Genomic DNA, 20649 nt, shown 5'->3' with positions numbered 1-20649 from the left:
TCATGAATGGAGTGATTTAGGATGCGTGACGAAACCGTTAAGCACAAGCATACAAACAGCCTTATTAGCGAAAGAAGCCCGTACCTCTTACAACATGCCCATAACCCTGTAAACTGGCTCTCATGGAGTCCTGAAGCCTTTACAAAGGCTAAACGAGAGGGAAAACCTATATTTTTAAGTATAGGCTATAGTTAGCCTTCGGGCTAACATAGGTATAATATAAGAACTTGTCACTGGTGTCATGTTATGAAAAGAGAATCGTTCGAGGATGAAGAGATTGCGGAGATATTAAACCGGGACTACGTATCCATTAAGGTGGATCGGGAGGAACGTCCGGATGTGGATCATATTTATATGTCCATCTGCGAGACGATGACCGGGCATGGGGGCTGGCCGTTGACGATTCTGATGACGCCGGATCAGAAGCCTTTTTTTGCGGGTACGTATTTGCCCAAGGAGCAAAAGTTTGGCCGTGTCGGTCTGTTGGAGTTGTTGGACAAGGTGGGGACCCGGTGGAAAGAACAGCCCGAAGAGCTGGTGGAATTAAGTGAGCAAGTGCTGACAGAGCATGAGCGGCAGGACATGCTTGCAGGATATCGCGGTGAACTGGATGAACAGAGCTTGAATAAAGCCTTCCACCAATACAGCCACACCTTTGACAAGGAATATGGCGGCTTTGGAGAAGCACCCAAGTTTCCTTCTCCGCATAACTTGTCCTTTTTGCTGCGATATGCACAGCACACTGGAAATCAGCAGGCACTGGAAATAGCAGAGAAGACGCTGGATGCGATGTATCGGGGTGGAATTTACGACCATGTGGGTATGGGATTCTCACGATATGCAGTGGATGAGAAGTGGCTGGTGCCGCATTTTGAAAAAATGCTGTATGACAATGCTCTGCTCGCCATTGCTTATACGGAGGCTTGGCAAGTGACGGGCAAGGAGCTGTATCGGCAGATTACAGAACAAATTTTTACATATATTGCAAGGGAGATGACGGATGCAGGAGGGGCCTTCTATTCGGCAGAGGATGCGGATTCCGAAGGAGAAGAGGGGAGATTTTACGTCTGGGACGACTCCGAGGTAAGGGCAGTACTGGGTGATGAGGATGCCTCCTTTTTCAACGATTTGTACGGGATTACACCTTATGGGAATTTTGAAGGCCACAACATTCCAAATCTGATTGATATCAATCTGGAAGCCTACGGGCTGAAGCATGACCTGACTAAACAAGAGCTGGAAGATCGGGTACGTGAGCTGCGAGACAAGCTGTTTGCGGCCAGGGAAAAGCGGGTTCATCCTCACAAGGATGACAAGATCTTGACCTCGTGGAACGGGCTGATGATCGCTGCATTGGCCAAGGCAGGACAGGCTTTTGGGGACGTGACTTATACGGAACGGGCACAGAAGGCAGAGTCGTTCCTGTGGAGCCACCTGAGACGGGCGGACGGGCGACTGCTGGCGCGTTATCGGGATGGTGATGCGGCTTATCCCGGATATCTGGATGATTATGCTTTTTATGTGTGGGGCTTGATTGAGTTGTATCAGGCGACCTTTGATGTACAATATCTGCAACGAGCGCTGACATTAAACCAGGATATGATTCATCTATTTTGGGATGAGGAGCATCATGGTTTGTTCTTTTATGGGAAGGATAGTGAGCAGCTCATTGCCAAGCCTAAGGAAATCTACGACGGTGCGACCCCGTCCGGCAACAGCATAGCGGCCCATAATTTTGTGCGGCTGGCACGACTGACGGGTGAAGCCCGCTTGGAGGATTATGCAGCAAAGCAGTTCAAGGCTTTTGGGGGTATGGTTTCTTATGATCCGCCAGGATATTCGGCCTTGCTAAGCTCGTTGTTGTACGCGACCGGGACGACGAAGGAAATTGTGATTGTAGGCCAGCGTGATGATCCGCAGACGCTCCAATTCATTCGGGCGATTCAGGCTGGATTCAGGCCGAATACAGTTGCTATTTTGAAGGATGAAGGGCAGTCTGCAATCGCAGACATAGTCCCTTATATCCGTGACTATACGCTCGTCGACGGTAAACCGGCTGTGTATGTGTGTGAGCATTTTGCCTGCCAGGCACCTGTAATGACTCTCGACGATCTTAAAGCTTTACTGGATTGAATAGAATGAAATAAAAACAAACTTGATCCCCTTTGGGGTAGCAAGCATATGGTAATTTTACGAAAAATGACCTTATGTATGCCACCTTCAAGGGGATTATTTCATGTTAAGCGGTAGGCATAATAAGTTGAAACTAACATTTCCTTAACATGTATAGCGCATTTTTTTTAATATTTTTTAGGTATATTACATTAAGGAATCGGTTCCAAGGAGCCTTGCCGCATTCAAAACTAAGTACATAGACCTACTCGCTACTATGTTTATAACTTTATGTGTACAAGCATTTTAGGGGGAGTTGATAAAGAACGCAAAATGGATTTTTCGAGTGAATATCACTGGTAACACGAAGTGGTTCACCGTATACAAACATTCTAATGATGAAATGGAGATGTTGATGATGAAGAAGTTTTCGAGAAAATGGCTCGTGGGAGGGAAACTCAGCAATAACTTTAAAATGAAGTTGATGGTAGCTTTTATCGCCTTTTTGATCATACCGTCCTTGATTGTTGGCGCTCTGTCGTTTGTGAGCGCCAGCAAGGAGATTCGAAACCAGATTGAATATAGCGCCGAGCAGGCCATTGTCCGCACTAATTATGTTATTGACAGTGCTGTTTCACCTAAGATATACGACGCAGAATATTTTGCTGAGAAGCTAAAAGGCAATCGAGTAGAGACGGAGGAAAAGGTAGCCGATCTGGAGGAATTTTTTAAGCAATATATTACAATCCATCCTGAAGCAGAAGCCATTTATTATGGTTCAAAGGATGGTAAATTTATAACCTATCCACAAAAGCAATTACCCGATAACTATGACCCTCGAGTTAGATCTTGGTATGAGGATGCCACAAAGGAACAAGCCAAAACAGTGATTAGTTCGCCCTATCTCTCCTCTTCCTCCAAGCAAATGACAGTTACGGTGTCCAGAGCCACGGCGGATGGCTCGGGTGTTATTGGCATTGATTTGAAGATTAGCGGTATTAAGGAGACTTTGAACAATATTAAAGTAGGCCATGAGGGCTATGCTATATTGCTAGACAGCAATCGTACTTACATTGTTCATCCGACGAAGGCACCAGGCACCAAAATTGCAGATATTGAATCACGTATGTATGAGAGCGACGCGGGTGAATACGAGTATCAGTATGAAGGCCAGCCCAAATACATGAACTATGCGACCAACAAGCTGACAGGCTGGAAAATAGGCGGAACGCTGTATTTATCTGAAGTGGATGAAGCAGCACAGCCGATTTTGATCAGCACTTTGCTTACGATTGTCGGGTGTCTTGTAGTAGGCATAATCATTGTCTATTTCCTGATTCGTTCGATTATCAAGCCTATTTTGAAATTGAAGGAACAAGCGGTGAATGTGAGCGCGGGGGACCTGACGCAGGACATTCAAGTGAAGAGTGAGGATGAGATTGGACAATTGGGACTGGCTTTCAGAAATATGCAGGATAACTTGCGATCTGTCATTCAGAACGTAGGGGATAGTGCAGATCATGTCGCCAGATCCTCGAACGAGCTAACGGTAAGCGCAGAACAAACCAGTGCTGCAAGTGAGCAGGTGTCTCAGGCCGTTCAGGAAATTGCTAGCGGAGCGGAAAAGCAGACTACAGGTCTGGAAAATAATACGGTGGCGTTGGATGAAATTGCACAAGGGGTTACACAAATCGCGGAACGCTCAGTTTCGGTAGCAGATTTGGCCAGACGATCCTCATTGCAAGCAGAGGAAGGACGAAAGTCCGTTGAGCAGACGGGAGAACAGATGAATTCCATTCACCAGTCGGTAGAGCGATCTAACCAGATGATTCAAACCTTGCAAGCCCGGTCTCAGGAAATCGGCGAAATTACGCAGGTTATCGGCGATATATCCAATCAGACGAACCTGCTGGCCCTGAATGCAGCCATTGAGGCGGCCAGAGCAGGTGATCATGGCAAGGGCTTTGCCATCGTTGCTGATGAGGTGCGCAAGCTGGCAGAGCAATCGCAGGCATCTGCTACACAGATTGCCACATTGATTACCGAAATTCAGCATGAAACGGAAGCCACGGTGCAGACGATGAACCAAGTTACGACTGAGGTACAGGATGGGCTGCAGATTTCCAAGGAGACTATTGTCAAGCTGGGACATGCGATGGAGGGCATTCGAGAGACAACACCTCAGGTGGAGGAGGTCGCCGGGATTGCACAACAGATATCAGCCAGTGTGCAGGAGATTGCAGCGACAGCCAACGAGCTGGCGACGATTGCAACCGGTAATGCTGCTACATCAGAGGAAGTCGCCGCTTCCTCGCAGGAACAGCTGGCTTCCATGGAGGAAATATCTGCTTCTGCTCAGATGCTATCCACAATGGCTGCTGAGTTGAAGTCGATGATCAGTCGTTTCAAATATTAAAACGAACTTGAACCGTATGGAATCTATAGTACAATGAATGCTCGGGACAGTTCTTTAAGCCTTATGGCATAAGGAATCTGTCCTGAGTTTTTTTATATGTTCAATATAGCTTACAAAGTAGGGAAGATTACAGGAGGGAGATCATTTGGTTCGAGACTTGGTGCTATATGCTATCGTGCTATTATTAATTGTTTTGGCTTCTCAGCTCATCCGGCAAACGATCACGCGTGTTATTTATAGATTGGCCGGAATTCTGTTTCTATATTTCGGTATAAGTGATAGAGTGTGGATGACTTCTGAACAACGTTTACGGGATCAAAATCGAGATCTTCTAAGTCTACTTCGGGTTCAACCCGGCTTTACATTCAAGCTGGAGAAAAGCGGCGACGAATTTTATTATAGGCTGCTTGAAGGAGGGTTGCTGGAGCGGATGGGTCTGGATATGCAAGTCAACTACAATCGAAGGGAGCATGTAGAGCGGCTCGGGGACATTTTTGAGCTATCCTCTGAAACGCTGGAGCAGCTTAGTGAATATTACAAACAGGCATGGTTCGGTGACCGGACGGTATTTGAGCTGGAGTTGTGGAAATACTCGGCTTTAATTACATTACATCCGGTCAGGGAGAACGGGATCACCAAGCATGTCATCGGGCATGCAATGGATATTACGGAGTATAAAGCCTCTGAGCAGAAAAGAAAGGAGATGGACGAGGCTAACCATGCCAAAAGCGTTTTTTTGGCTCATATGAGTCACGAAATTCGCACACCGCTGAGTGGAATCATGGGTCTGTTGAAGCTGTTGAACAAGACAGAACTGACGGCCGTTCAAAAAGACTACCTCCACAAACTCCTCGCCTCTTCGCGTACTCTTTCGTCCATGTTCAATAACGTACTGGATTTTTCCAAAATGGAAGCAGGCAGTCTGGAATTGGAAAGGATTGATTTTGAGCCGGAAAGAATGCTTCGGTATCTTGCAGATACAGTAGGTACTTTACTGGAGCACAAAAAAATAGAGGTTGTTTTTATAACGGCTCCCAATTTACCCAAAAGTGTTAAAGGTGATCCATTTCGAATGGAGCAGGTGCTTTTAAACCTTCTGGCCAATGCCGTCAAGTTCACGGATCAGGGGCATGTATTGTTACAGGTAACAATGCTAAGTCAGCAGAACGGGCGGGTAGCGTTGTCCTTTATGGTGGAGGATACAGGCATAGGTATTTCCGAGGAGAGTGTGGACAAGCTGTTTATCCCTTTTACCCAAGCGAAACCATCAACCAGCCATCGACATGGGGGCTCGGGGCTGGGGTTGGCTATTAGCAAGCATTTGGCTGAAGCGATGGGCGGAAATATAGAAGTGGAAAGCCGATTGGGAGAATATAGTCGATTTTACTTCAATGTCGAGCTGGATATCGGGGAACTACATTCGGAAGACACCCTGGTAGAAAACCAAATAAACGGCAAAGTCTTAATTATTGTGCAGCACGAGCTGTTGAGATATAGCCTGAACGAATTATTGCAGGGCTTAGGATTAAAAACATACATCATTTCATCCTTTCAGGAGTGTGTGGCGGTTTTTGAAAATGGTGAACTATTTGATTTGGTTATGGTCGATATGAGTATAGATGGCTTTAGGAAGCCGGAGACACGGAGATCATGGCTTCAATTACTGGATAAACAGATGACTCAGGTCATCGGACTTACAACCGTGTTCGAGATGGAAGGGATGGCAGCCGGGAACGAGGATAGCAGGGTGGATGTCTTTTTGTCCAAGCCCGTGACTCGGAACGCTCTGTTGGAGGTTATCCGCAGGGGGCTGGAAAAAGAAAAGGTAGTGTCAGTACAGAAGTTTCAAATTCTTATAGCGGAGGACAATGAGATTAACCAGGTGGTGATTACCGAGTTTCTGGAAGAACGTGGTTTTGAAGTAACCATGGTTGCAAACGGAAAAGAACTGTTAGAGTCACTGGAGCAGCGTCCTTGGGATATGGTAATGCTTGATCTGCATATGCCGGAGATGGATGGCTTTGAGACGGCCAGACATATTCGCAGAAAGAAAGCTTTTAACAGACTGCCCATTATCGCCTTTACAGCCGATGCCGGGCAGCATGAACAGGAGGTTTGTCTTCGTTCAGGTATTAATGCTGTGCTGCTCAAGCCTGTCCATGAACTGAATGCTGTAAGAATGTTAAACAGCTGGATTCATTTAGCGTGGCTGCAAGAATTACAAGGTGTTCACGCGGAACAGGCGATAGCTGGCATGGATGGAAAGGTATATATTTTTCAATTTGCCCTTTACAAATGGATTCAGGAATACCAGCATCTCGATCAAAGAGTGATGTGGAAAATGGACAACGGGCAGTTATCTGCCGCTCTCCGATTAATCCACTCGCTTAAGGGAGGAGCAGGGAACCTGTGCGCATACAGGCTGCTGGCAAAGGTCATCGAGCTGGAAAAAGGATTGAAGCGTAGCCATGAAACCTCAGCGGAGGAGCTGTATCCAGACTGGCGAGAGCAATTGAGATTAGTTCAAGAGGAGATGAACCAAATCAAGTTATCGGTTCCCTGGAGCTGATCGTGCTACTGCATAAATTTATAGCCAATTCCCCATATGGTCCTGATCAATTTTGGCTTTTTAGGGTCTTTTTCGATTTTTCTGCGCAAATGGTTGATATGTACGTCTACAGCCCTCTCATTAATAAAGGAGTCTGTGCCACGGAGAGCTTGAATCAAGGCATATCGGCTGAATACAATTCCCCGATTCAAATAAAAAAGCTTCATAAGCTCAAATTCCGAAAATGTCATCTCCACAATCTGCCCATTAACGGTAATCATTCTTCGCGCCAGATCCAAAACAATGTCTGTTTCAGACTCGGCTTCAGGCGCAAGGCCTCTTCCCTGTAACCGTGTAATTTCAATACGTCGGAAAAGAGCCTCGATTCGTGCTTTTAACTCCTGCATACTAAAAGGCTTGCAAATATAATCGTCTGCTCCCAACGTAAGTGTACGAATGCGCTCTGAAATGTTGTTTTCTGAAGAAATCACGATGATTGGCACATCCGTATGCTTGCGTATCAGTGGGCAGGGATTTATGCCGTCCAGGTCTGGAAGCAACAGATCCAGCAAAATAATATCAGGCTGTACGATATCAAGCTGGGCAATCCCCTCAGCCGCTTGTGCCACTCTGGTTACGTTATAACCCTCACCTGTCAAATAAAGGGAAAGTGTGTCGCCAAGCATATTATCATCTTCAATAATTAAAACATTAGACATATTGATGTTTCCTTATCTATTTTTAAATTTGACACGTTCTTTCTGATAGAGTAAACTCCTTTGGTCAGTCTGTCAAAAGATCAGCTAGATTGCGGCAAACCTATGATCAAAAAACTCGGATTTATATCTATTTGATATGAAAATGCAATATTTTTGAGATTTAAAACCATTATACGACAATTTTCGAACTATTCTAACAATAAACAGCAAGACTTTGTCATTCCATTACAAAAAATTAACAAATCACATCAGAAACATGCATTGACTTCAAAAAAAATTATGGTATTTTATTACATAGGAGTGACACCCACTGATAGGCCCCTTAGAGAACCCCACCACTCATCTTCTGAATGTACTCTACTCTCAGGCATGCTAATCTATATATCATTTTTCGTACTCAATTCATTTTCATGATCGTACTCATGCATTCTTTGGTGTGGCAGCCCGATTGCGATTCAGATTGTCACCTCATTTTAGATTACATATTTACATTTTTTGCTTTCCATGCTTGTATTTTTCCAAATCAGGTCAGCGGGAGGACGAGAAATCAATGAACACATTCGAAGCACTGGAGTCCAATGTAAGATCCTATTGCAGAAGCTTTCCGGTTGTTTTCAACAAAGCAAAAAACGATGTGCTGTACACAGAGGCAGGAGAGGGATATATCGACTTTTTTGCCGGGGCAGGGGCTCTGAACTACGGGCATAACAACGATTTTATGAAAAATCGGATTTTGGATTATTTAACCTCCGATCGGATCATGCACGGTCTGGATATGTACACGACGGCCAAGCAAGAGTTTATGGAGTCCTTTTCCGAGCGTATTCTCCAGCCTAAGGGCTTGAATTATAAGTTGCAATTTTGCGGACCAACGGGAACCAATGCGGTGGAGGCAGCACTGAAGCTTGCACGCAAGGTCAAAAAAAGAAATGGAATTTTTGCTTTTATGGGCGCGTTCCACGGCATGTCGCTGGGCAGTTTGTCAGTTACCAGTAACAACTCCATGAGAGAGAGCGCCGGTGTATCTCTGGATAACGTCACCTTTATTCCTTTTAACAGTAAGTTTAATGGAATGGATACTATTTTGTATATGGAGCAGCTTTTAACGGATACCCATTCCGGGGTAGAAAAGCCAGCTGCCATCATTCTCGAAACGGTACAGGCTGAGGGTGGTATTAACATTGCAGATACTGAATGGCTGCGTGATTTGCGGCAGTTGTGCGATGACCATGATATTTTGCTGATTGTTGACGATATACAGGTCGGCTGCGGCCGGGTTGGCTCGTTTTTCTCGTTTGAACGGGCGGGGATCGTTCCTGATATGGTTATCTTGTCCAAGTCGATCAGCGGATACGGACTGCCGATGTCTCTTTTGCTGCTCAAGCCGGAATTGGACATATGGAGTCCGGGTGAGCACAATGGCACCTTCCGTGGAAATCAGCTTGCCTTTGTCGCTGCCAAGGCAGCACTGGAGTTTAGGGATACGGTAGGGCTGGAAGCAGAGGTGAAGGAAAAAGAGGCATTTGTCCAGCAATTTTTGCGTGAACATATTCAAACCATCGACCCTCTTATTGCAATCCGCGGTTTGGGTCTGATCTGGGGAATTGATGTGTCTCATCTGGGAGAAGCATTCGCCAAAGAGGTAGCTGCTCTCTGCTTTAAAAATGGCCTTATCATTGAACGGGCTGGACGTAACGATACAGTCATTAAAATTATGCCTGCGTTAACAATAAGTTTGGAAAACTTGCGCAAAGGCTGCGACATCATTAAAGAAAGTATGGCTCAGGTGTCCAGTACCTTGGTTACTTTATAAATTTTTATAACCTTTGTAAAGCAATTAGTAAATCCCCTTGGCTGGAGCTGCCGTCTGCTATGAAGCAGAAAATGACAGCTGCCGTCCAAGGGGATTTTAGCGTAAAGATTAAGAAATAACCGTTTGTGCGTATTTTTGTGCAGATTGCTCCAACTGCTCATCGGTCAGTCCCGCGGCATCATATTGCACGAAATAAGGCAACAGCTTGGTACCAACCATATGGCCTGTAGCTTCCAGAGGTCTCAACAACTCTTCAATCGTATATCTATTCCGTCCGTCATGTTGATAATTTTCCTCAACGCTGGCAGCAGACAAGGCGATCAACAGCTCTTTGCCCTGCAGCTTGCCGCCTTCACTTCCATAAGCCCAACCGTAGGTTAAAACCTTATCCTGCCATTTTTTCAGCAGGGAAGGAGTGCTGTACCAGTACAAAGGGAATTGCAGAACGATGCGGTCATGCTGCTCTAACAGCTCCTGCTCCTGAGCGACGTTAATTTGCTCATCCGGGTATACTTCATACAAGTTGTGAATCGTCACGCCGGATTGCAGCTTGAGTTCTTGCACCCATCTTTTGTTAATGCGAGACTCCGCAAGATTAGGGTGGACGACAATAACGAGTGTTGACATGATGAAAAACAGCTCCTTTAAACTAATTTTTTGTAAGTAAATTACCAATACACATGTAACTATTTTAGTTTCAACTAATAGGATTGTCAACTCCTTAAATTTTTAAACTCTACATAAAAAACTCCGGCAAGCTCATGCCGGAGTCTCATCAAATGAAGTGTTTTTTACATTAAGCGATATGGTTAAGCTCAGCAACAATCTTATTTTTTCCAGTACGCTTGGCTTGATACAGATAGTCATCGGCTCCCTGGAAGAATGTATCTTTGTTCATTTCTTCCGAATAACTTTTTAATCCAATGCTTACGGTCACGGAAACGCTTTGCATTTTCTCGCCAAAGGTCATCTTCTCCACTTCACGCCGGATGCACTCGACAATCTGATAAGCTTCCTCAAAAGTATGCTCGAACATTAGAATAGCAAATTCCTCACCGCCATAACGGGCTGGAATGTCATTGGCTGTAATCTGTTCCGTAATGATTTGCGAGATACTTTCCAAAATTTTATCTCCAAACTGGTGTCCGTAAGTGTCATTAATTTTCTTGAAATTATCAATATCTACTACCGCTAAGTGGATGATAGCACCTTGCTTGGCATATTCAAGTGCTTTCTCATAAAAAGTTTGAAACGATAAATGATTGTATAGCTTGGTCAGTCCATCGGTCATTGACATTTTGCTTATAATCGCGTTACTGATCATTAACTCCTGCTGGGCGTGCTGTGTTTTATACAAATCCACTAGCAGATCACGACCGCTGGCCTGAATGATGAGTGCAATAAAGGTGGACATAACCAAAAATGTCGGAATGGCTACGATGTCAAAGTCCGAAAAGTAGGTACGGAAGGAACCGTCAATAGCCACTAAGGAAAAAAAGACTACAACTTGTAAAACAAAGGAAAGCCATATCAGGCGGCGATTGAAAAACAAGACGGATGAGAAAATAGGCAACAAGCACAATGCCGTAATAATCCGGACATCATAGTTTAAACGAATAATCATCCAGCAAATAACCGTACTTGCCATAAACAGGATTACGAAAGAAAACCTGTTGTATTTATGATGAGCCATCTCTGCAAGTAAGTTGGAACCGCACATGATTAGCGTGGGAACAATAAGGGTTCCAACATAAAATTCATAAGGGGTAGCACGATAGTCGAGAAATAGATAGCTTCCAAGCTGGACGATAAAATGTACCGCTATGATCATCCAGTAGAGCAATAGCATTTTGCGTACCCAGCGACCTTGCTTTGTAGTATAATCCATTGTTTGAGTATCCTGTTTTGTCTTGTTCATGATGTCACCACACTTAATGTATCTTTAGCCATTCTCGTATTATAAGATACTATGTGATGAAGTTGAAGCTAATTTTTTAAAGGGTTAAGTACTTGTCTGCCCCAGTAACACTTTTACTTGATGGACAGCACCGTCTCCTGCAACCGGCAGAATATTACCCGTAAGGGCCGTACCGTCTACTGTAATAGCAGCTACACCCTTGGATACATGCTGTGGATTCATGATATGAATCACATAGGTATCGCCGCGGAAGACGCGGGTGACTGTATATTCATCCCAAGCCTTAGGGATGCACGGATCAATGCGCAGGCCATCCCATTCCGCCTGAATACCAAGAATGGATTGAGTAATAGCTATAAAGTTCCAGGCCGCTGTACCGGTCAGCCAGGAATTTTTGGCTTCTCCTTCACGAACGGCATCTTTGCCTGCAATCATTTGCGCGTATACATATGGCTCCGTACGATGGATGTCGCTGATGTCTTCCAGATAGGCTGGAGCAATTTTGCTATACAGCTCAAAAGCGCGATCTCCACGCCCGATTACAGCCTCTGCCATCATGATCCACGGGTTATTGTGACAGAAAATTCCGGCATTTTCTTTGTATCCTGGCGGGTAAGACGAGATTTCGCCCAGATTGATGTAGTAGCGGGAATAAGGCGGATTTTGCAGTACAATGCCATAGGGAGTTTCCAGCCGATCACGTGTGGAATCGAGAGCCTTTTGAGCAAGACCTTCCTCGACGCCGATTCCTGCCATGACACAGAAGCCCTGAGGTTCAATGAAAATCTGGCCTTCCTCACAATCCTTACTGCCTATCTTATGTCCATAGTGGTCGTAAGCACGTAAGAACCATTCCCCGTCAAAACCATGCTCCAGAGTGGATGTCCGCATACGATTCACATGTGCTTGAGCTGTTGCTGCTTCGTTATCCAAACCTCTGCGCTTGCAAAGCTCAACAAAATCTGGTCCTGTAAATACAAATAGTCCGGCAATGAACACTGATTCGGCTACGCGGCCCTCCAAATTTTGTGTAGTCTGATAGGGCTCATCCGGTGTGGAGGAAAAGCAGTTTAGATTTAGACAATCGTTCCAGTCAGCCCGGCCAATCAGGGGAAGACCATGCGGGCCGAGGTTTTCTACAACATGGTAAAATGAATGCTTCAAATGCTCAAACAGCGTAGCGGTGTGGTCTGCATTCCCGTCGAAAGGTACTTGTTCGTTCAGGATGTCGAAGTCTCCCGTTTCTTTGATGTACGCTGCGGTACCGACAATAAGCCATAACGAATCGTCATTAAAACCACCGCCTATCTCGTTATTTCCTTTTTTGGTCAGAGGCTGATACTGATGATAAGCTCCGCCGTTTTCAAATTGAGTAGAGGCGATGTCGATAATCCGTTCTCGTGCACGCTCCGGTATTTGGTGAACGAAGCCGAGCAAATCCTGATTCGAATCCCGGAAGCCCATACCACGTCCGATACCGGATTCGAAGTACGAAGCGGAGCGTGACATATTGAACGTGACCATACATTGATACGGGTTCCATATGTTCACCATTCGGTTCAGTTTATCATCGTGGGTTTGAATAGTGTACTTGGACAGGAGATTATTCCAGTAGGCTCTCAGCTCGCCCAAGGCACGTTCTACATCGGATTCATCTGCAAATTGTGCAATCATGGCATGTGCCTGTTTTTTGTTAATGACGCCGGGGGACTCCCATTTTTCATCCTCCGGATTTTCCACATAACCGAGTACGAAGTTACAGCTTGTTTCCTCGCCCGGCTCCAGCATGACCTCAATACAGTGCGACCCTATGGGAGACCAGCCGCTGGCAATAGAGTTGAAGGTCTGCCCTACAATGACCGTCTGAGGCTGATCCAGACCGTTATAGAGTCCGAGAAAAGCTTCACGGTCCGTATCGAAGCCCGCCAGCGGACGATTTGCAGAGAAAAAAGCATAGTGATTGCGGCGTTCCCGGTATTCCGTTTTATGATAAATGACGGAGTCTTGTACTTCGACCTCGCCTGTGCTTAAATTGCGCTGAAAGTTGGTCATATCGTCATAGGCGTTCCACAGGCAAAATTCCACAAAAGAAAAGAGTTTGATCCTTTTAGTCTGTGGTGAGGTGTTCCGAAGCTTGACCTGATGTACTTCACCGTCAAAAGATAGCGGCACAAAAGCCAGTTGCGTAGCCCGAATACCGTTTCGTTCCCCCATAATGGAGGTATAACCAAGTCCATGGCGACATTCATACTGATCCAGCTTTCGTTTGACCGGCATCCAGCCCGGAGTCCAATAATCTCCGTCATCATAAATATAAAAATAGCGCCCGCCGTTATCGACAGGAATATTGTTGTACCGATACCTTGTTAAGCGACGCAAGCGAGCATCCCGATAAAATGCATAGCCGCCGCCTGTATTGGAGATCAGTCCAAAAAATCGTTCGTTGCCCAAATAATTAATCCAGGGATAGGGGGTTTGAGGGGTGTGGATGACATATTCCTGATTGGAATCATCAAAAAAACCGTACTTCATGGCGCAGAACTCCTCTCGAATTAAAAAATAAAGACCCAACACTTGATTATATTCAAACATAAAGCTGTTCTTCCTATAGGAAGACATTTCCTTCCTGAAATAAAAGGTGCTTGATTTTCTCGACCATTTTTTTGAAATTGCAAAATATTTGAAATGGGTAAATATCCCTTTTTATGCTAAAATAAAAAAAGTTAGGATTCAGCAAGGCGGGAGGTTGCAAAATGGCACCTATTACATTGTTTTTCATTCCATATGCAGGTGGATCGGCGTCCGTCAGCTTTAAATGGAAAAAGCTGCTGCTCCCACAGATTAAGCTTGTTCCACTGGAACTGGCGGGAAGAGGGATGCGGTCCGGGGAACCGCTAAAGGATAGCATCGAGGAGATAAGCGATGATCTACTGCATAAAATCGGGCAAGAGATAGCTCCCGGTGATCCTTATGCCATATACGGTCACAGCATGGGGACAATGATTGCATTCGAGTTATGCTACAAGCTGGTGGCTGGCGGATATGGCGAGCCTGCTCATTTGTTTGTTTCCGGTGGACGAGCACCGCATGTCCCAAGAAATTTCCCGTGGTCACATGATCTGCCTGCAGATCAGTTCAGGACACATTTGCAGCGGTATGGTCAGCTTTCCGAGGCAATTTTTGACAATCAAGAATTATATGACTATTTCATGCCGGTGCTGAGAGCGGATTTCAAAGCCGTCGAGACATATAAATACACGGCTAAATCCATGCCTTTACATTGTCCTATTACCGCTTTGGCGGGACTGGCCGATAACACAATGACCTTGCAGGATGTGGAGGCATGGGTGCAGCATACGGATCAGGAATTCCGTATGTTCACCTTTGACGGAGGACACTTTTTTATTCATGATGAAATGGAGCGAATTACACATATCATCAATGAGAATTTGGAATGTAGTACAGTGGCAAACAGAATACAACATTAAAAAGAAGAGGTGATTTTAATGACTGTAGGTGTATTGGCCCATTTATTTGGCAAGCTGCCATATCGCGAGCTGGCTGCCAAGGTAGGAGCAGCGGGCTTCACCCATGTTCAGCTGGCTCCATGGAGAGCGATCAGTGATGTGGATTTTAATAAGCCGGGCAAGTTCAGCCCAGGATTGGCATTGTCTATCGCAGAGGAGTTTCGCAAGCATGGAGTATCCATATCGGTGCTCGGGTGCTATTTGCATTTTTTTGTACAGGATGAGGAATTGTTGCGTGAAAATGTAGAGCGCTTCAAAGAGCTGATCCGATACGCAAGTCTGTTGGGAGCACCCATCGTTGCAGCTGAAGTCGGGCGCAATGAGGATGGCAGCGCGTATACGGAACGGGACTGGAGAGTTGTGAAGGAAGTAGTGCGTGAACTGGCGGATGAAGCGGAAAAATGGGGCGTATTCGTAGGATTGGAAGCCGCTAACGATCATTTGGTCGGAACAGCTGCAGAACTGGCAACCTTGCTGGAGGAAGTACCTTCATCCCAGATTGGTGTTGTCATTGATCCGGGGAATCTGCTGAGAACGGAAAATCTGGCACAGCAGGATGAGGTTATTCGCGAAGCTTTCCGACTGCTGGGGCCTCGCATTATCGCAGCGCATGCCAAAGACCGTCAGTTATCATCATCAGGTGAGATCGAGACGGTACCGCCGGGATTTGGTGACATGAACTATGGCCTCTACATGGAACTGCTGGAGCAGTATAAGCCGGGGGTTCACATCATTATGGAAGCAGCGCAGGAGCATCAAATGGCCGAATCCAAACGCTATATCGAGGGCCATCGGTTAACGGCTCAAAAAGCGCAGGAAGTACAGACGAAGTAATCCTCTCTTTCATATTACGAGAACTGTTCAAGAGACTTGGAAGCGCCTGCTTTTCCAAGTCTCTTGTGTTGGGCAGGGCTTAGCCTTGCACAACCGCCACGATGACAAGCACCCAGCTTGCCAAAAAAGCCAGTCCGCCAAACGGGGTGATCGCTCCAAGCTTTTTGATACCGGACAAGCTAAGCGCGTACAGGCTGCCCGAGAACAGAAGGATTCCCGCGAGCATAACCCAGCCTGCGGCCAGGATCAGGGAAGAATGATCGAGATTCTCTGCCACCGCACCTAGCAGAAGCAGACCCAGCCCGTGTGCAATGTGGTATTGGATTCCGGTCTGGAATATGCTCATCATGTCTGCGGAAAGTCTCTTTTTCAAAGCATGAGCCCCGAAGGCTCCGAGAGCTACTGCTAAAAACATCATCATACAGCCAATAATCAGCAATGTTTGCAAATTTCATTTCCTCCCTTCTGTGAAATACTACATATTTCGTGTGAATTCGTCAATTTTCATGGATATTAACCAAAAGATATTAATTTTTTCAACTCTCATTTGATGGCGTTTGTGGTATATTTTTTCCATAGGGCCAATGAGAAGCATTTGAATGATCGGCAGCGTGTCCTCTACTTTTTTTATACGGGAAAGTGTGGTGATATGCTGTTTTTTTGTGTTGTCGTTTTTTTGAAACAAAGCTTTGTGTAATGTCAAGACCTATTTTTGGAGAGGATGGATGTAGTAGTGATACGCAAGAAATCTGCATTTAGGAAGTCTTTCACAATGGTCATGTCGGCCGTTTTGGTGCTTCCGCTAACTATGGGCTTAGCTCAAGCCAGCCCTGCCGGGGCATCGGCCGTAAAATCGGTAACAGCTTCGGCAGTCTCATCAGAGGCGACACGTTTTCTTCAAATGTACAAGCAGTTGAAGGATCCGGCTAGCGGTTATTTTTCAAAGGAAGGGATTCCTTATCATTCAGTAGAAACGCTGATGAGTGAAGCCCCGGATTATGGTCATCTTACGACCTCAGAAGCGTACAGCTACTGGATGTGGCTCGAAGTGCTGTATGGGCATTACACCGGAGACTGGGGCAATCTGGAATCCGCTTGGGATAACATGGAGAAATATATTATCCCTGGTAAAGAGGCTCAGCCTACGATGGGCAACTACAATCCAAACAGCCCTGCCACCTATGCAGCGGAGTATTCGCAGCCAGACGTGTATCCGAGCCGTCTGACCGGTCAGTATGCCGGTGGTAAGGACCCGCTGGATTCAGAGCTGAAATCGACTTATGGCAACAATCAAACTTATCTGATGCACTGGCTGCTGGACGTGGACAACTGGTATGGCTTTGGCAATCTGTTGAATCCGTCGCATACTGCTACTTATATTAATACGTTCCAGCGCGGTGGACAGGAATCGGTTTGGGAAGCCATCCCGCATCCGTCGCAAGACAATCAGAAGTTCGGCAAAGCTAACCAAGGCTTCATGAGTCTTTTCACCAAGGAAGATCAAAATCCTGCTCCACAATGGCGTTATACGAATGCCACCGATGCGGATGCTCGTGCGGTTCAGGCAATGTATTGGGCTAAAGAGCTGGGATATGACAACGAAGTCTATTTGAATAAAGCAAAGAAAATGGGCGACTACTTGCGCTACGGAATGTACGATAAGTATTTCCAAAAAGTCGGTAGTGCTGCCAACGGAAACCCAACTTCCGGTTCCGGCAAAGATGCAAGCCAATATCTGATGGCATGGTATACAGCATGGGGCGGCGGTCTCGGCCAAGGCGGCAACTGGGCATGGCGGATCGGCGCAAGCCATATGCACCAAGGTTATCAAAACGTGGTAGCAGCATACGCATTATCCGACAAGGATGGCGGTTTGGTTCCAAATTCGCCAACTGCAGGACAGGATTGGGGCACCTCGCTGCAACGCCAGCTGGAGTTCTACACTTGGCTGCAATCCGATGAAGGGGCAATTGCAGGCGGAGCGACGAACAGCTGGGATGGTGCCTATAAAGCATATCCTGCTGGCAGAAGCACTTTCTATGGCATGGCTTATGATGATGCTCCTGTGTATCATGATCCGCCGTCCAACAACTGGTTCGGCATGCAGGCTTGGCCTATGGAGCGTGTTGCGGAGCTGTATTACATTTTAGCGCAAAAAGGCGACACCTCTTCCGAGCAGTTCAAGATGGCCAAGCAAGCTACGGAAAAATGGGTTAAATGGTCCAAAGACTATGCATTCGCCAATGAACGCCCTGTGACTGACGCACAAGGCTACTATCTGGATGCACAAGGCAAACGTATTATGGGCGGCAAAAATGTAAAAGTTGCCACCAAAGAAGCTCAAGGCGAATTCTGGTTGCCAGGCAACCTCGAATGGAGCGGACAGCCGGATAAATGGAACGGCTTTGCAAATCATAAAGGCAACAGTGGTCTGCATGTAGTAACCAAAAATCCGGGACAAGATACCGGGGTATTGGGTAGCTATGTGAAGGCACTCACTTTCTTTGCTGCCGGAACCAAGGCCGAAAGCGGAGACTACACCGAATTGGGCAAAGAAGCGAAGGATCTGTCCAAATCCTTGCTGGATGCCGCATGGGGTTATAATGACGGCATTGGTATTACAACGAAGGAAGCACGTGAAGACTACTATCGCTACTTTACCAAGGAAACCTACATTCCGAACGGCTGGAGCGGTAAAACAGGACAAGGCAACACCATTCCTGGCAAAGATACAGTACCTTCCGATCCTTCCAAGGGCGGCAACGGTACGTATTCCAGCTATGCAGATATCCGTCCTAACATTGTGAAGGACCCTATGTGGTCCTATGTCAAGGATAAATATGAAAACTCATGGAACAAAGAAACAAAGAAATGGGATAATGGCGCGCCTGAATTCACTTATCACCGCTTCTGGTCCCAAGTTGATATGGCAACAGCTTACGCTGAATATGATCGACTGATTAATGGCGGCGGAATCGCTGAGCCAACGGCTCCTAAGGCTCCGAAGAATCTGAAGGCAACCGGTGGCGATGCTGAAGTTACACTGACTTGGAGCAAAGCGACTGGCGCAGAGAGCTACACACTCAAACGTTCCACTACAAGCGGCGGACCTTATGAGACGGTAGCAACTGTAACGGATGTAACATACAAGGATACAAATGTAGTGAATGATACAGCTTATTATTATGTAACCAGTGCAACGAGTTCCTTGGGTACCAGCGAGGATTCCCAAGAGGTTAGCGTCACACCAAGTGCAGCGCCTGTACCAGCTACAGGAGATTTGGTTGCACTGTACCGTGTGGGCGATACCAATGCAGGCGACAATCACATTCGTTCAAGCTTCCGTATTGTAAACAAGGGCGAGGAAGCTGTTGATTTGCAAAATGTCAAGCTGCGGTATTATTACACGATAGATGGCGATAAAGCACAGGAATTCCATTGTGACTATGCACAGATGGGCAACGGCAACGTAAAGGCCCAGTTTGTGAAGCTGGACACGCCTGTGGCCGGTGCGGATTATTACATGGAAGTCTCCTTTGGCCCCGGTGCTGGAAGTCTGGCACCAGGACAGGATACTGGAGAAATCCAAACGCGTGTGAACAAAACAGATTGGAGCAATTATAACGAAAGCGACGATTTCTCCTATGATCCAACCAAATCGTCTTATACAGAATGGGAGAAAGCTCCTTTGTATGTCAATGACAAGCTCGTTTGGGGCTTGCAACCTTAATAGTAGCATCATCGTTCTGTGAAGAGGCTCCTGCCTTTTTCATCACAGAGCTGTGAAAACGAAAACCAGCAAGTCTCCGGAGGATTGGAGACTTGCTGGTTTCTATTTTTGGGTCGGTTATGGGCTTGGGGCGAATGGACCGTTACTTTCCCTGTCTTTTCTACAACATCGTGTATTACCGTAGGCGCTCTTGTGTTACACTAAGTACGCTACATATCACATAAATGACCGAGGTGACCTGAGACATGAATGACAATTTGGCACAGGCTCTGAATGAGCAAATGAACTTTGAATTTTATTCCGCTCATGTGTATCTGGCGATGGCTGCTTATTGCTCCAGTGAAAGTCTGGATGGATTCGCAAACTTCTTTCTGGTACAGGCAGAGGAGGAACGATTTCATGCGATGAAGCTGTACAAATATATTAATGACCGCAGAGGACGAGCTACTTTGGCAGCATTACCCGAGCCTAAAAATAGCTACGATTCCATGCTGGACGTATTTGAGCACGGCTACAAGCATGAGCAGCAAAACACACAGAAATTTTATCATCTGGCTGACTTGGCTCTGGACGCACGTGAACATGCCACGATCCATTTCCTGAAATGGTTTATTGATGAGCAAGTTGAAGAGGAAGCCCTGTTCGACAGCGTGATCCAGAAGCTCAAACGGATTGAACGAGACAGCAACGCATTTTACATGCTGGACAGTGAGTTTGCAAAACGCAGTTTTACAGCTCCTGCGGAATAACAGATGATGCTGTTTCGTCTGAATGCCAGTAATAAGGCTGGTATTGTATAGATGAGAAGGCAGGAAAGCCCGTTTTTCGGGCTTTTTTGTGTTGGGTGATGTTCGTGTCATTTCAATCTTTCGCAAGGTCATTGTTATTTTAAATGTAGCTATAGAAAAAATTAATTAGTCGCTGCGATAGTATGCGTGCTACAGTAATACTATTCTTTATATCTGATTAAATAGATAGGAATAATTGTTTTAAGTGGCTTAGCACATTCTGCACGACAACATAGGGAGGCGG

The 20649-nt window shown here is 46.0% G+C and carries 12 protein-coding genes and 1 pseudogene; 8 read left to right on the top strand and 5 right to left on the bottom strand.

All coding sequences use genetic code 11. From position 1 onward, the window contains the following. The first annotated feature begins 21 nt into the window (after positions 1–21). The 3 genes and pseudogenes from BAZ21_RS13535 to BAZ21_RS13525 all read left to right on the top strand — a co-directional run bounded on the left by BAZ21_RS13535 (position 22) and on the right by BAZ21_RS13525 (position 7097). Positions 22–2133 (top strand): annotated as a pseudogene (locus BAZ21_RS13535) (thioredoxin domain-containing protein). Between the two features lie 397 nt (positions 2134–2530). Further along, positions 2531–4528, top strand: coding sequence for a methyl-accepting chemotaxis protein (locus BAZ21_RS13530; protein WP_068501349.1), 1998 nt, complete (start codon positions 2531–2533; stop codon positions 4526–4528). A 145-nt stretch (positions 4529–4673) separates the two neighbouring features. Then, the gene (locus BAZ21_RS13525) at positions 4674–7097 is read left to right on the top strand and encodes a response regulator (RefSeq protein ID WP_068501345.1); all 2424 of its coding nucleotides are present in this window, start codon (positions 4674–4676) and stop codon (positions 7095–7097) included. Positions 7098–7102: 5 nt separating this feature from the next. Here the strand turns inward: BAZ21_RS13525 and BAZ21_RS13520 are convergent, their stop codons facing one another. Beyond that, a complete protein-coding gene (locus tag BAZ21_RS13520) occupies positions 7103–7795 on the bottom strand; it encodes a response regulator transcription factor (RefSeq protein WP_068501343.1) in 693 nt (230 codons plus the stop codon). A 550-nt stretch (positions 7796–8345) separates the two neighbouring features. Between BAZ21_RS13520 and ectB the strand changes: the two genes are divergently transcribed. Next, positions 8346–9608, top strand: coding sequence for a diaminobutyrate--2-oxoglutarate transaminase (gene ectB, locus BAZ21_RS13515; RefSeq protein ID WP_068501340.1), 1263 nt, complete (start codon positions 8346–8348; stop codon positions 9606–9608). Positions 9609–9716: 108 nt separating this feature from the next. On the opposite strand, the gene BAZ21_RS13510 is transcribed toward ectB, so the two are convergent. The 3 genes from BAZ21_RS13510 to BAZ21_RS13500 form a co-directional block, all read right to left on the bottom strand. Next, on the bottom strand, positions 9717–10235 hold the full coding sequence (locus BAZ21_RS13510) for an NAD(P)H-dependent oxidoreductase (RefSeq protein WP_068501337.1): 519 nt from the start codon (positions 10233–10235) through the stop codon (positions 9717–9719). A gap of 169 nt (positions 10236–10404) precedes the next feature. Beyond that, positions 10405–11526, bottom strand: coding sequence for a GGDEF domain-containing protein (locus tag BAZ21_RS13505; RefSeq protein ID WP_068501333.1), 1122 nt, complete (start codon positions 11524–11526; stop codon positions 10405–10407). 84 nt (positions 11527–11610) lie between these two features. Continuing rightward, positions 11611–14058 carry a GH36-type glycosyl hydrolase domain-containing protein gene (locus tag BAZ21_RS13500; RefSeq protein ID WP_068501661.1) on the bottom strand — a complete coding sequence of 816 codons (2448 nt, stop codon included), beginning with the start codon at positions 14056–14058 and terminating at the stop codon, positions 11611–11613. Positions 14059–14279: 221 nt separating this feature from the next. Here BAZ21_RS13500 and BAZ21_RS13495 point away from each other — a divergent pair, with 221 nt between their 5' ends. Continuing rightward, positions 14280–15014, top strand: coding sequence for a thioesterase II family protein (locus BAZ21_RS13495; RefSeq protein ID WP_068501331.1), 735 nt, complete (start codon positions 14280–14282; stop codon positions 15012–15014). Between the two features lie 18 nt (positions 15015–15032). Next, on the top strand, positions 15033–15887 hold the full coding sequence (locus tag BAZ21_RS13490; protein ID WP_068501329.1) for a sugar phosphate isomerase/epimerase family protein: 855 nt from the start codon (positions 15033–15035) through the stop codon (positions 15885–15887). Between the two features lie 79 nt (positions 15888–15966). On the opposite strand, the gene BAZ21_RS13485 is transcribed toward BAZ21_RS13490, so the two are convergent. Next, on the bottom strand, positions 15967–16335 hold the full coding sequence (locus tag BAZ21_RS13485; protein WP_068501326.1) for a DUF423 domain-containing protein: 369 nt from the start codon (positions 16333–16335) through the stop codon (positions 15967–15969). Positions 16336–16659: 324 nt separating this feature from the next. Here BAZ21_RS13485 and BAZ21_RS13480 point away from each other — a divergent pair, with 324 nt between their 5' ends. Continuing rightward, a complete protein-coding gene (locus BAZ21_RS13480) occupies positions 16660–19617 on the top strand; it encodes a glycoside hydrolase family 48 protein (RefSeq protein WP_068501324.1) in 2958 nt (985 codons plus the stop codon). A gap of 245 nt (positions 19618–19862) precedes the next feature. Beyond that, positions 19863–20366, top strand: a complete 504-nt coding sequence (locus BAZ21_RS13475) for a ferritin (protein WP_039275069.1) — start codon at positions 19863–19865, stop codon at positions 20364–20366. The last annotated feature ends 283 nt before the right edge of the window (positions 20367–20649 follow it).

It is taken from the genome of Paenibacillus kribbensis (assembly GCF_001705305.1).
Lineage (GTDB): Bacteria > Bacillota > Bacilli > Paenibacillales > Paenibacillaceae > Paenibacillus > Paenibacillus kribbensis_B.
The sequence above is the reverse complement of the archived record's forward strand: the minus strand, read 5'-3'. Positions and strand labels throughout refer to the sequence as shown.

Bases quoted from the DNA above. Each gene is read 5' to 3' on its own strand.
- BAZ21_RS13520 (WP_068501343.1), bottom strand. From the start codon at position 7,795: ATGTCTAATGTTTTAATTATTGAAGATGATAATATGCTTGGCGACACA.
- ectB (WP_068501340.1), top strand. From the start codon at position 8,346: ATGAACACATTCGAAGCACTGGAGTCCAATGTAAGATCCTATTGCAGA.
- BAZ21_RS13530 (WP_068501349.1), top strand. From the start codon at position 2,531: ATGAAGAAGTTTTCGAGAAAATGGCTCGTGGGAGGGAAACTCAGCAAT.
- BAZ21_RS13475 (WP_039275069.1), top strand. From the start codon at position 19,863: ATGAATGACAATTTGGCACAGGCTCTGAATGAGCAAATGAACTTTGAA.
- BAZ21_RS13500 (WP_068501661.1), bottom strand. From the start codon at position 14,058: ATGAAGTACGGTTTTTTTGATGATTCCAATCAGGAATATGTCATCCAC.
- BAZ21_RS13505 (WP_068501333.1), bottom strand. From the start codon at position 11,526: ATGAACAAGACAAAACAGGATACTCAAACAATGGATTATACTACAAAG.
- BAZ21_RS13490 (WP_068501329.1), top strand. From the start codon at position 15,033: ATGACTGTAGGTGTATTGGCCCATTTATTTGGCAAGCTGCCATATCGC.
- BAZ21_RS13480 (WP_068501324.1), top strand. From the start codon at position 16,660: ATGGTCATGTCGGCCGTTTTGGTGCTTCCGCTAACTATGGGCTTAGCT.
- BAZ21_RS13495 (WP_068501331.1), top strand. From the start codon at position 14,280: ATGGCACCTATTACATTGTTTTTCATTCCATATGCAGGTGGATCGGCG.
- BAZ21_RS13510 (WP_068501337.1), bottom strand. From the start codon at position 10,235: ATGTCAACACTCGTTATTGTCGTCCACCCTAATCTTGCGGAGTCTCGC.